13 protein-coding genes are annotated in these 12,381 nt (G+C 68.9%); all 13 read left to right on the top strand.

What is annotated here, in order from left to right; all coding sequences use genetic code 11:
• The first annotated feature begins 290 nt into the window (after positions 1-290).
• The 13 genes from ACGFY5_RS15590 to ACGFY5_RS15650 all read left to right on the top strand — a co-directional run bounded on the left by ACGFY5_RS15590 (position 291) and on the right by ACGFY5_RS15650 (position 12,369).
• The gene (locus ACGFY5_RS15590; protein ID WP_392720296.1) at positions 291-881 is read left to right on the top strand and encodes a TetR/AcrR family transcriptional regulator; all 591 of its coding nucleotides are present in this window, start codon (positions 291-293) and stop codon (positions 879-881) included.
• Complete coding sequence (locus ACGFY5_RS15595) at positions 878-1,585, top strand: response regulator transcription factor (RefSeq protein ID WP_392720297.1); 708 nt, start codon at positions 878-880, stop codon at positions 1,583-1,585. Before ACGFY5_RS15590 ends, ACGFY5_RS15595 begins: the two co-directional genes overlap by 4 nt.
• Before the next feature lie 505 nt (positions 1,586-2,090).
• Positions 2,091-2,357: a hypothetical protein gene (locus ACGFY5_RS15600; RefSeq protein WP_392720298.1), complete on the top strand. Its 267-nt coding sequence runs from the start codon at positions 2,091-2,093 to the stop codon at positions 2,355-2,357.
• A gap of 178 nt (positions 2,358-2,535) precedes the next feature.
• On the top strand, positions 2,536-2,871 hold the full coding sequence (locus ACGFY5_RS15605; RefSeq protein ID WP_392720527.1) for a carboxymuconolactone decarboxylase family protein: 336 nt from the start codon (positions 2,536-2,538) through the stop codon (positions 2,869-2,871).
• Between the two features lie 38 nt (positions 2,872-2,909).
• Positions 2,910-3,647: an SDR family NAD(P)-dependent oxidoreductase gene (locus ACGFY5_RS15610; RefSeq protein ID WP_392720299.1), complete on the top strand. Its 738-nt coding sequence runs from the start codon at positions 2,910-2,912 to the stop codon at positions 3,645-3,647.
• A gap of 29 nt (positions 3,648-3,676) precedes the next feature.
• Positions 3,677-4,897 carry a cytochrome P450 gene (locus ACGFY5_RS15615; protein ID WP_392720300.1) on the top strand — a complete coding sequence of 407 codons (1,221 nt, stop codon included), beginning with the start codon at positions 3,677-3,679 and terminating at the stop codon, positions 4,895-4,897.
• Between the two features lie 57 nt (positions 4,898-4,954).
• Positions 4,955-5,872 carry a glyoxalase/bleomycin resistance/dioxygenase family protein gene (locus tag ACGFY5_RS15620; RefSeq protein WP_392720301.1) on the top strand — a complete coding sequence of 306 codons (918 nt, stop codon included), beginning with the start codon at positions 4,955-4,957 and terminating at the stop codon, positions 5,870-5,872.
• A complete protein-coding gene (locus tag ACGFY5_RS15625; RefSeq protein ID WP_392720302.1) occupies positions 5,869-7,449 on the top strand; it encodes a flavin-containing monooxygenase in 1,581 nt (526 codons plus the stop codon). Before ACGFY5_RS15620 ends, ACGFY5_RS15625 begins: the two co-directional genes overlap by 4 nt.
• A gap of 13 nt (positions 7,450-7,462) precedes the next feature.
• Positions 7,463-8,392, top strand: a complete 930-nt coding sequence (locus ACGFY5_RS15630; RefSeq protein ID WP_392720303.1) for an SDR family NAD(P)-dependent oxidoreductase — start codon at positions 7,463-7,465, stop codon at positions 8,390-8,392.
• 10 nt (positions 8,393-8,402) lie between these two features.
• The gene (locus ACGFY5_RS15635) at positions 8,403-9,329 is read left to right on the top strand and encodes a cyclase family protein (RefSeq protein ID WP_392720304.1); all 927 of its coding nucleotides are present in this window, start codon (positions 8,403-8,405) and stop codon (positions 9,327-9,329) included.
• Positions 9,329-9,742 (top strand): nuclear transport factor 2 family protein, encoded by a 414-nt coding sequence (locus tag ACGFY5_RS15640; RefSeq protein WP_392720305.1) that lies wholly within the window; start codon positions 9,329-9,331, stop codon positions 9,740-9,742. The genes ACGFY5_RS15635 and ACGFY5_RS15640 overlap by 1 nt, the downstream gene beginning before the upstream one ends.
• Positions 9,739-10,935: a CaiB/BaiF CoA transferase family protein gene (locus ACGFY5_RS15645; protein ID WP_392720306.1), complete on the top strand. Its 1,197-nt coding sequence runs from the start codon at positions 9,739-9,741 to the stop codon at positions 10,933-10,935. The genes ACGFY5_RS15640 and ACGFY5_RS15645 overlap by 4 nt, the downstream gene beginning before the upstream one ends.
• A gap of 9 nt (positions 10,936-10,944) precedes the next feature.
• On the top strand, positions 10,945-12,369 hold the full coding sequence (locus ACGFY5_RS15650) for an aldehyde dehydrogenase family protein (protein WP_392720307.1): 1,425 nt from the start codon (positions 10,945-10,947) through the stop codon (positions 12,367-12,369).
• The last annotated feature ends 12 nt before the right edge of the window (positions 12,370-12,381 follow it).

A 12,381-nucleotide genomic window follows, 5' to 3' on the forward strand; every position in this document is an offset into this window, starting at 1 on the left:
GGAACCTGGTCGTCACGTCATCGAGGCGGCCCGGCACTCAGCGGCATGGATGTCAGTCAAGAGAAGCGAGTGGGGACACGGTCAGAAAAGCAGCAACGGCTGACAAGTCACGGACAAGAACCTGACCGGACGCTGACGTGATCCAGGTCACATTCTTGGGAGAGTCGGCAGCATCTCGCCGTTTCTCCCCCTCCCGTCGGCAAGCCGCTTACCCTGTCGATCGGCAGGGTTCCACCCTGTCGATCGACAGGCTGGGTTCCGCTGACGTTCCCCGGCCCGAAGGAGTGGCGATGACTGCGTCCCTCGTACGGCTCCCCGGCCGCGGTCAGACGCGCCGGATCCTCACGGCGGCCGCGGCGAAGCTGTTCACCCGGCACGGCTACGCCGGCACGTCGCTGCAGATGATCGCCGACGAGGTCGGGATCACGAAGGCGTCGGTGTACCACCACTTCCGTACCCGGGAAGAGTTGCTGTTCGCCGTCGTCGAGCCGTTGCTGACCGAGGTCCGCACCATCGTCGACGAGGCGGAGCTTCTTCGAGGACGGCATTCCCGGGCCGGCCACCTCCTCGCCGGGTACACACGGCTCGCCGTCCGGAATCGGCCACTCTTTCCTGCGGTGTCGGCGGACCCGAGCGTCGGCAAAGTCCTTCGCGGCCGTCCTGACGTGCATGAACTGGTCGCCCGGCAGATGAAGCTCCTCGCCGACGTCGATCCCGGACCGGCGGGCCGGATCAAGGCGTCGTTGGTGCTCTCCGGAATCGCCGGTGCGGTGGGTCCAGGAACCGAGCACATCGAAGCCGACGTGTTACGCCACCAGCTGGTCGAGAGTGGTCGTCGTTTGCTGGGTCTGCGGGGGCCGGGGCACGGAGGGTCGGCGTGACCCTCGACGCCGGAGCGCAGGTTCCGGTGCTCGGGAACGGCCAGCGGATCCTCGTCATCGCCGACGATCCGGAAACCATTGACGTGCTCTCGACCACGCTCGGGCTGGCCCATTACGTTGTCGAGGTCGCGACCGGCAACGCCGCGCTGGCCCGCCTGACCGAGCACCGCTTCGACCTGTTGATGATCGACAGCAAGGTCTCGGACTCCAGCGCGCTCACGCTGGAGCACCGCCCGCTCGGCGACCGGCCGCCTGCACTCGTCCTCGCTGACGACGACGCCCTACCGAACGTGGTTTCCCGGCTCAGACACAACTGCGACGACTACGTGGTGACGCCCTTCCGCCTGGTCGACCTGCTTGCCCGAACCCGGCGACTGCTGAGATCGAGCGAGACCGAGGCCGGCCGGGAGGAACTCCGCTACGCCGATCTCGTTCTCGACGACGCCCGCTGCCAGGCTTGGCGTGGGACGCGCGAGTTGGACCTCACCCCAGCGGAGTACCGACTTCTGCGTTACCTGGTCGCCAACGCCGAGCAGGTGCTGACCAAAGAGCAGATCGGGCGGCACCTCTGGGGTGGGGACCGTAGCGGAAACTCCATCGAGAAGCTCGTCTCGCGGCTGCGAACCAAGGTCAACCAGCAACCGCCCGCCTTGATCGGCACTCGCCGGGGTTTCGGCTACCTGCTCGGCAGGTCGGGCCACTGACGCCGCGCTTCGGGGGTTCCGTACTAACACCTGCAGCACAAAGGGTTTAAACAGCTTGCTCATTAACCATATTCTCTGAGCTGGTGTGAGAGAGCACTTCGCCCCCCTCGTGCGGCGGCCGCGCGCTGCAGCCTCCGCGCACGCCCTCGACAACTTCGCCATCCCTGATCGAGGAGTCCTCCATGTCCTCTGCGCAAATCGACGGAGGTGGCTCGGCCCCGGCCACCGATGCCCCGATAGCGCCGTCGGGGCCGACCGTCACCGCCCGTCCTCGCCTAAGGCCCGCGGCAGCCGCGGTTTCACGCGGTGCCGGCCAGGGCGGGCATCTCCATGGCGTACGTAACGCCCGTTGGGCTACTCGCCGGCGCTCCGGCTGGCCGACCTCGCCCCCGGGTCACGACGAGTACCTCGGTCACGTCAACAGCCCGGGCGCCGGCGCCTTCCTCGTCGCGTTGCCCACGATCGGCTTGGCCGGCTTCGCCACTATGCTGCACCGGCAATCGACGTGGGACTCATCGGCGGCCTGATCGCCAGCAATGCTCAGCCGGGTGGGGCTCACGTCGGTCGATCAGGCCATCGTGCTGGACGTCCTGCCCGAACGGCCCAGCAGACACCGGGCGTCCTCGCCGCGAGCATCGCCCCGCTGGTGCTCACCGCCGGCATGGCCGGTGATGCGAAGAACTACCCCTTGCTCTTCGTTCTCGGTGGCGTCCTGGCGTTCGTCGGCGCGGCGTCGTCACCGTCGCGCGGGTGCGATCGGTCCGCCGGCTAACTCAGATAATCATTAAACTGTTTCAGCGGTTTTGCTGACACGACGCGCGCCTCCTCGTACGGTCGTGCAATACATCTTTTGCTCTAGCAACGGCACAGGCCTCGTCCGAAAGGAAGGTCGCGCGATGACCCAGGCCAACCAAAACGCGCCCACCCTGCGAAGCCTGGGGCTGGACACGATGCGGTCGGTGCTCGGCCAGGCCCCGGCCGACGAGAACGTCGACCTGCGGGACGGCCAGTTCGGCGAGGACCTCGTCGAGATCGGCCTGGTCAACGTCTGGGCCCAGCTCTGGGCCCGCGAGGGCCTCGAGCGACGCGACCGCAGCCTCGTCACGCTGGGCATTCTCATCGCACTCGGGCTCGACGACGAGCTGAAGAACCACGTCCGGATCGCCCGGACGAACGGTCTGACCGAGGACGAGATCGCCGAGGTCATTTATCACGCCGCGGGATATGCGGGTTTTCCGCGCGCGATGGCGGCCCGCAAGGCCGCCCGGGAGGTCCTGGGCGGCTAGCCGCACAGGGTCCGACCACTCAATGCAGAGGAGTCGCAGTGGCTTTGGAGGGAAGAAACGCGGTCGTCACCGGCGGCGGTCGCGGGCTCGGACGCTCGATCGCCGTGGTGCTGGCCGCCCACGGCGCCGCGGTCGCCGTCTGGGACCTGAACGCGGAGAACGCCGCCGAGACCGTCGCCGAGATCCAGGCAGCGGGCGGCAAGGCCGTGGCGATCACCGCAGACGTCTCCGACTCCGGCGCCGTCGCCGCCGCAGCGGCGACCAGCCGGGCGGACCTCGGTCCGGTGACGGTCCTGGTGAACAACGCCGGCATCTCGAACTACGTGCCGTTCGCCGAGCTCACCGAGAACCAGTGGGACCGGATGATCGACGTCAATCTCAAGAGCCAGTTCTTGGTCACGCAGGCGTTCCTCGGCGACATGCTCGAAGCCGGGTGGGGCCGGATCGTCAACATCTCCTCGTCGTCGGCGCAGACCGGCGCGCCCTCGATGGCGCATTACGCGGCCTCCAAGGGCGGCGTCATCGGGTTCACCAAGGCACTGGCGATCGAGCTGGCCGCGACCGGCATCACGGTCAACAACGTGCCGCCCGGCTTCGTCGACACCCCGTTGCTGCGCGAGGGCTTCGACGTCCCCGAGGTCGCCAAGCGTCTGCCGATGAAGCGGCCCGGGCGCCCCGAGGACATCGCTCACGCCGTCGCCTATCTGGCCTCCGCGGAAGCGTCCTATGTGACCGGACAGACGCTGAGCGTCAACGGCGGCCGGTACCTCGTCTGAAACGGCGTTCTGAGGAAGAAGGAACGATCATGGCCGAAACAGCCGAACTCCCCGAGTTCCCGATGCCGCGGTCGGGCCGGTGCCCCTTCGCGCCGCCGCCCGAACTGCTGAAGCTGCACGATTCCGAGAAGCCGTTACGCCGGGTGCGGATCTGGGACGGAACCACCCCGTGGCTGGTCACCGGTCATGCGGCCGAGCGTGAGCTGCTGGCCGATAGCCGGGTCAGCGCCAACCTCGCGCTCGACGGATACCCGCACAGCACTCAGGCGACGAAGGCGCACGCGGGCACACGGACGTCCTCGATCAACAGCGCCGACGGCGCCGAGCACCTCCGTTGGCGCCGGATGCTGACGAACTCCTTCACCCGTTCCCGGATGGTGAAGCTCCGCCCGGAGATCCAGCAGATCACCGACGACCTCATCGACCGGATGCTGGCGGGCCCCAATCCGACGGAGCTCAACGAGGCGTTCTCGCTCCCGCTGCCGTCGTTGATGATCTGCGCGCTGCTCGGCGTGCCGTACGAGGACCATGCGTTCTTCCAGGAGCACGCGGGCGTCATCAACGGGCTGTACCGCACGCCGGAGCAGAACGCCGAGTCCGGCGCGATCCTGCGCCGCTACATCGGCGAACTGGTCCAGAAGAAGATCGACGCACCCAGCGAAGACGTTCTGTCTGACCTCGGTCAACGGATCACGGCCGGGGAAATGACGCTGGACGAAGCCACCTCGCTCGGCCACATCCTGCTGGTCGCCGGGCACGACACCAGTGCCAACATGATCACGCTGAGCACGGCCCTGCTGTTGCAGGAGCCCGAGCAACTGACGGCCCTGCGGGAGCGATCCGGCGACGAGAAGTTCGTGGCGAACGCCGTCGAGGAGCTACTGCGGTACCTGACGATCCCGCACATGCACGCGCGCCGGGCGATCCTCGACGACATCGACTTCCACGGCGAGACGATCCGGGCGGGCGAGGGTGTCATCACCAGCCTTCCCGCGGCCAACTGGGACCCGGTGGCGTTCCCGGAGCCCGAACGGCTCCTGCTCGACCGCCGCGCGTCCCACCACATCACGTTCGGCTGGGGCCCGCACCAGTGCGTCGGTCAGCAGCTGGCGCGGGTGGAACTGCAGGTCGTCTTCAGCACACTCTTTCGCCGGATCCCGACGCTGCGCCTGGCCGCGCCGCTCGAGGAGCTGAAGTTCAAGGCGGACTCGCAGGCCTTCGGCATTTACGAGCTACCGGTCGCCTGGTGAGTCCGTCCGCCCCGCCGTCAGAAGTGGAGTTCCCCGGTGCCCGATAGTTCCTTCCGCGTGACCCGTCTGTACCACCCCAGTCACCACGTCACCGACCTCCGCGCGGCCGAGGCCTGGTTCGAGCGGGTGTTCGGACGCACCAGCCGGCCGATGGCGGAGATGACACGCGGCCGTCCGGCCAGCGATGGCTACCCCACGGATTACTCGACGTTCACGCCGATCAACGACGTCCTGTTCGACATGATCGACCCGAAGCTCTACGTCCTCGACGGCGTCCAGCGCTATGCGAGCGTCGACAAGCCGCACCTCAAGGGGTTCGGCTGGTACGTCGACGGGATCGTCGACGCCTATCGCTCGCTGCGGCGGGCGGGCGTGGCCATGGTCGGGCAGCAGGACGAGGTCGCCGACACCGACACCCCGCCGACGGCCCCCGGCTCGCCCATGCCGATCTTCTTCACCGTCCCGGAGAGCGCCGGCCTGCGGTACGAGTTCCTGCCGCAGATCCCGTTCCCGCTCGACCACCGGCTGGTTCCCGGGTGGGAGCTGCCTGCGGTGTCCGACGACGACCCGCTCGGCCTCGTCCGGGCTTCGCACCACACGGTTCTCACCGACGACCCCGCAAAGGGACTGCGAGTGGTGCGGGACGCGCTCGGCGGCACCGTGATCCACGAGGGCCGCAACGAGGTGCTGGGAACCACCAGTATCTACGTCCACCTCGCCGACGCGGTGTTCGAGTACGCGATCCCCGACGAGGGCACCGCCGCGCGGGACGACTGGCGCACCAGCGCGCCCAACGATAGCTACCACACGATCACCTGGCAGGTCGCCGACCTCGATCGTGTCGCGCGACACCTGGAAGGACAACGTGTCGCCGTCCGCGCGCGCACCGACGAGGCGATCCTCACCGACCCCGAGACGAGTCTCGGCATCCCCTGGGTCTTCACCACCGAGCCGGTCCCCGGGGATCCCCGATGAGCGAGGTCGACGTGCTGGTCATTGGGGCCGGCGTTACCGGTATCCACCAGCTCTACCGCGCCCGCGAGGCCGGATTCTCAACGCTTCTGCTGGAAGCCGGCGACGGGGTCGGCGGAGTGTGGTTCTGGAACCGCTACCCGGGGGCACGGCTGGACTCCGAGAGCTACACCTACGGCTACCTCTTCTCCAAAGAGCTCTTCGAGGGCTGGGAGTGGACGGAGCGCTACGCTGGTCAGCCGGAGAACGAGGCGTACTTCAACTACGCCGTCGATCGGCTCGGATTACGCGAGTGGATCCGGTTCGGCGCACGGGTCACCGCCGTGGTGTTCGACGAGAAGTCGAGCACCTGGCAGGTGAGTGCCGGTGATGGCTCGACGATCCGGGCGCGGTTCGTCGTGGCCGCGACGGGTGTGTTGTCGGTACCGATCTATCCGGACGTGCCGGGCCGAGAGACCTTCCGCGGCGTCCAGCACCACACCGGCCTCTACCCGCGCGACCCCGTCGACTTCACGGACAAGCGGGTCGCGGTCGTCGGCACCGGCTCCAGCGGCGTGCAGATCATCCCGGAGATCGCGCGCGAGGCCGCGTCACTGACCGTCTACCAGCGGTCGGCGAACTGGTGCACGCCGCTGGGCAACGAGCCGATCGGCGCGGAAGCGTACGCGCAGATCAAGGCGGACTTCGAGCCGATGCGCGAGAAGCTGAAGGAGTCGCAGAGCGGTTTCCTGCACCAGCGGCGGGAGCGGAAAGCCTTCGAAGACTCAGCGCCGGACCGCGAGGCGTTCTACCGGCAGATGTGGACGAGCCCCGGATTCTCCAAGCTCATCAGCCACTACTCCGACATGATGACCGACGGCTCGGCGAACGCCGACTGGTGCGAGTTCATGGCGGGCAGGATTCGCGAGCTGGTCGACGATCCGGCCACTGCGGAGAAGCTCATCCCCCGTGACCACGGCTGGGCCGGTAAGCGGCCGCCGTTCGTGACCGGCTATTTCGAGACCTACAACCGGCCGAACGTGACGCTGGTGAGCACCCGCGAAACGCCGATGACGCGGGTGACGGAGACGGGGATCGAGACCACCGACGGTCAGCGGAACTTCGACGTCATCATCTGGGCCTCCGGTTTCGACTTCGGCACCGGCGCCCTGAACCGGCTCGGCGTGCGCGGACGCGGCGGCCTGCCGCTGGAGAAGTACTGGGCGGACGGCCCGCAGACCTTCGCGGGCCTGATGAGCCACGGGTTCCCGAACTTCTTCTTCCCCGGCGGCCCGCACGGCGCGGCCGGCAACAACCCGCGATACGCCGAGGACCAGGTCGACTTCGTCGCCGACCTGATCGAGCACGCCCGCGCCGGCGGCCATCGCACCATCGAGGTGCCCGAGGACGTCGAGCTCGAGTGGAACCGGATGGTCGAGGAACTCGCCGTGCACTCGTCCTTCGGTGAGCACAGCTACTTCTACGGCGCCAACGTCGCCGGGAAACCGCGGAGCTTCCTGCTCAACCCCGGGGGACGCCCGGTGCTGCGGAAGATGCTCGGCGAAGCCGTGGACTCCGATTACGACCGCTTCTTCGCCTGAAATGGGATCCGCAATGGACGACTATCGTTTCGACGGCCGGGCCGTCGTCGTCACCGGCGCCGGCCGGGGCATCGGCCGTGCCTACGCACGCCTGCTCGGCGACCTCGGCGCCAAGGTCGTCGTGAACGACCTCGGCAGCACCATCGCGGGCTCCGGTGCCGACGACGGCCCGGCACAGACCGTGGTCAAGGAGATCATCGACGCCGGCGGCACGGCGGTCGCGGACACCAGTGATGTTTCCACGCCGGCCGGCGGTGCCGCCCCGATCGCGCTGGCGGTCGAGCGGTTCGGACGCATCGACGCCGTCATCAACAACGCCGGCAACGTCCGCTTCGGGGCACTGCCCGACCTGGCCCTGGAGACACTCGAAAGCCTGCTGTCGGTACACGTGAAGGGGGCCTTCAACACCAGCGCGGCGGCCTGGCCGCACTTCCTGACGCAGGACTACGGGCGGATCGTGCTCACCGGCTCGATCGGCATGTTCGGCCTGCCCGACAACCTGCCCTACGCCACCGCCAAGGCGGCGATGATCGGAATGGCCCGCAGCATGAGTCAGACGGCCGCCGGGCACGACATCACGGTCAACGTCATCGCCCCCAACGCGATGACGCGGATGGCCGGTGGCCCGTCGGAGGGCATGGACTCGTTGCGCGAACAGGGCCGCGACTCCAGCGGCGGCGCGATGGACCCCGCGCTCGTCGCACCGATGGCCGCCTACCTCGCCAGCGAGGCCTGCGCGGTCAGCGGAGAAGTCTTCCTGGCCGGCGCCGGACGCTTCGCCCACCTCTTCGTCGGCGTCACCGAGGGCTACCTGCCCAGCGATCCCCAGAAGACGACCGTCGAGGACGTGGCCACCAACCTCGACCGCATCAAGGACCACGACGGATTCCACGTTCCGGACAGCCTGATGGCCGCCGTCGGCCGGTACATGTCTCATCGTTGAGGAGAACCCCATGACTGACTTCCCGCACCACGCCCTGGGCAAGGAGCTGAACAACTGGGGCCGCTGGGGCGACGACGACCAGGTCGGCACGCTCAACTTCGTGACGCCCGAGAAGCGGGTAGCGGCGGCGAAGCTCATCCGTACCGGCAAGACGTTCGACCTCGGCATGGCGTTCGACTCCGAAGGTCCGTTCAAGGCCGGGGGGTTCCGCAACAACCCGATCCACGTCATGTCGCTGCTGCCGTCGGACACCGCGAGCTCGAAAGACGGCTTGATCTCGGCCGACGACATGATCTTCACCGGTCTGCAGTCGGCGACGCAGTGGGACGGCCTGGCGCACGTCGGCTACGGCGGCTACTTCTACAACGGCGTCCCGGCGGGCATGGTGAACAACTTCCGGGGGGCGATGAAGAACGACTTCCCGAAGGTCATCGACCGGCTGATCTCCCGGGGCGTGCTGCTCGACATCCCCCGGCTCAAGGGCGTCGACCGGCTGGAGGACTCCTACGCGGTCACCGAGGCCGACGTGCTCGCGGCCGAAGAACGGCAGGGCGTGCAGGTCGAGTCCGGCGACATCGTGCTGCTGCGCACCGGCTCGTACAAGTGGTTCCTGGAGGGCGACCGGGCCCGCTTCCTCGGCAACGTGGCCGGCCCCAGCCTCGGCCTCTGCCGCTGGCTGCACGACCGTGAGGTCGCCGCGCTCGCCGTCGACAACTATGCCGGGGAGTCGTGGCCCAGCCCGGTCGAGGGTTCGACGATCCCGTTCCACCAGGTGGTGATCCGCGACATGGGGCTCACGCTCGGCGAGATGTTCAACTTGGAGGAGCTGGCCGAGGACTCCGAGGCCGACGGCGTCTACGAGGTCTTCCTCAGCGCCACGGGCCTCAAGGTGACCGGCGCCGTCGGGTCGCCGCTGACTCCCATCGCGATCAAGTAATGGCCCGGTTCGCCGATGTACACGCGGGCGTCCTGGCAACGATCGCGGCGCACTCGCAGGCCCAGGACGACGGCCGCGTCGAGGACATGGTCGCCCTCTACCGTGCCGACGCGATCGTGGAGATCCCTGGTATCGCCACGCTGACCGGCGCCGATGCCATCCGGGCGGCCTTCTCCCAACCGGCCTGGCAGCCCGATCCGGCCAAACCTCAACGCCACATCGTCTCCAACACCGTGCTGACGAAATGGGACGACCACACGGCGGAGGCGACCAGTGATGTCGTGATGCTCACGTTCGACGGGACGGCCTGGGCCCCGGCCATCGTCGCGCGCTATCACGACCGGTTCTCCGAGTCCGGCGGCCGGTGGCTGCTGACCGGGCGCGTCGACGAGTACGTGGGGTTCACGCCATGAGCGACGGCCCGCTCGCCGGTCTGCGCGTCATCGACGCGGCCACCCTCGCGGCCGGCCCCCTCGTGGCTACCTGGCTCGGGGAGCACGGCGCCGATGTCGTCAAGATCGAGCAGCCCGACGGCGGTGACCCGCTGCGCCAGTGGGGGGCGCAGAAGGACGGCATCGGGCTGATGTGGAAGAGCCTGGGGCGCAACAAGAAGAGCGTGACGCTCAACCTGCGCCTGCCGGCGGGCCGGGATCTCCTGCGGCGGTTGGCCGCGCAGGCCGACGTCATCGTGCTGAACCTTCGCCCGTCGACGCTGCGGAAGTGGCAGCTGGACCACGACAGCCTCGCCGCCGCCAACCCCGGGCTGGTCACGGTGCACGTCACCGGCTACGGTGCCGGCGGCCCGAAGTCCGACCGGCCGGGGTTCGGCACGCTCGGCGAGGCGATGAGCGGGTTCGCGCACCTGACCGGTTCGCCGGACGGGCCGCCCACGCTGCCGTCGTTCATGCTCGCCGACGGGGTCGCGGCGCTGCACGCCACGTACGCGGTGATGATGGCGCTCTACCACCGGGACGTCCACGGTGCGGGTGGCCAGCTCATCGACGTCAACCTGATCGAACCGCTGGCCCGGCTGCTGGAGCAGCAGGTCCTGACCTACGACCAGCTCGGCGAGGTGCCGGTCCGGACCGGGAACCGGTGGGACATCAGCGCGCCGCGCAACGTGTACCTGACCAAGGATGGGCACTGGCTGGCGATGTCGGGCAGCGCGCCGACGATCGCCAAGCGCGCGCTCCAGGCGGTGGGCCGGCCGGAGCTGACCAAGGACCCACGGTTCGCCGAGGCGCAACAGCGACTGCGCAACGCCGTCGAGATCGACGCGATCATGGCCGGATGGATTCGCGAGCACACCCTCGACGACGCGATGACCGTGTTCGAGGAGGCCGAGGTGGCCGCCGCCCCCGTCTATGACGCCGCGCAACTCCTCGACGACCCGCACCTGAGCGCTCGGGGCACCTATCCGAGCCTTCCCGACGCCGACTTCGGATCGATGCGGGTGCAGGCGCCGGTCCCTCGCTTCTCCGCGACCCCCGGTCGGATCGACCACCTCGGGCCCGAGCTCGGCGAGCACAACGACGAGATCTACGGCGGCCTGCTCGGGCTCGCCGACGACCAGCGGCGTGAGCTGCGCGAGCACGGCGTCATCTAAGGGGAGACAATGGGCACCACGGAGTCGTGGATCGCCGGTGAATCGGTGGGCACGAACGAGGTCTACGAGAACATCGACCCCTCGACCGGAGACGCGATCGGGACCGTCTCCCGGGGCGGCCCCGACCAGATCGACGCGGCGGTCACCGCCGCCCGCGCCGCCCAGCGCAGCTGGCGCGCGACCACGCCCGAGCACCGCGCGGATCTACTCTGCACGCTCGCCGACCTCATCGAAGGCGACGCCGAGGAGCTCGCCCGGCTGGAGAGCGCCGACTCGGGCAAGCCGTTGTCGCAGTCCCGCAACGACGCGAAGGTCTGCGCGCGCTACTTCCGCTTCTACGGACGCGCGATCGACTCCTACTACGGCCTGAGCATCCCGCTGCGAGACGACCTGCACGTCTACACCCGGCGCGAGCCGCACGGCGTCACTGGCCACATCCTGGCCTGGAACTACCCGTTGCAACTGCTCGGCCGGGGGGTGGCCCCGGCCGTCGCCACCGGCAACTGCGCGGTGGTCAAGCCTGCCGACGAGACCCCGCGCACCGCCGTGGCGGTGGCGCGGCTCGCGAGCCGGGCCGGCTTCCCGCCCGGGGTGTTCAACGTCGTCACCGGTCTCGGGCCGGAGGCCGGCACCGCGCTGGCCGACCACCCGGGCGTGCGCCACCTGGGGTTCGTCGGCTCGACCCGGGTCGGCAGCCTGGTCGCCGTCGCGGCCGCCGAGCGGGTGGCTCCGGCGACGCTGGAGCTGGGGGGCAAGTCCGCGCACCTGATCTTCGCCGACGCCGACGTCTCCCGGGCGGCGCAGGTGGCCGCGGCCGCGATCTTGCAGAACGCCGGACAGACCTGCTCGGCCGGTTCCCGGGTGCTCGTCCACGAATCCGTCCATGACGAGGTGGTTGACCGCATCGCGCGGCACTTCGCCACCGTGACCATCGGCCCGGGTCTGGACGACCCCGGCCTGGGGCCGCTGGTCTCGCGCGGGCAGCAGGACCGCGTGAGTGCGTTCGTCGAGTCGCCGCACGGCGGCACGCTCGTTTGCGGCGGTTCGGTCGCCGAACCGGACGGCGTCACCAAGGGCGCCTTCTTCGAACCCACCCTCATCGACGGCCCGGACCCGGACTCGCCGATCGCGCAAGAGGAGATCTTCGGTCCGGTGCTCACCACGCTGCGCTTCTCCACCGAGGAGGAGGCCTTGGCGCTGGCCAACGGCACCGACTACGCGCTGCTCGGCGCGGTGTGGACCGCCGACCTCCGCCGCGCGCACCGGCTCGCGGCGCAGCTCGAAGCCGGCCAGGTCTACGTCAACACCTACGGCGCGGGCGGCGGCGTGGAACTGCCCTTCGGCGGGTTCAAGAAGTCCGGCTACGGCCGGGAGAAGGGCGTCGAGGCACTCGACGCCTACACCGCCACCAAGACCGTCGTCGTCCAGCTTTAACGAGAGGACCTC

It is taken from the genome of Cryptosporangium sp. NPDC048952, assembly GCF_043197895.1.
Lineage (GTDB): Bacteria > Actinomycetota > Actinomycetes > Mycobacteriales > Cryptosporangiaceae > Cryptosporangium.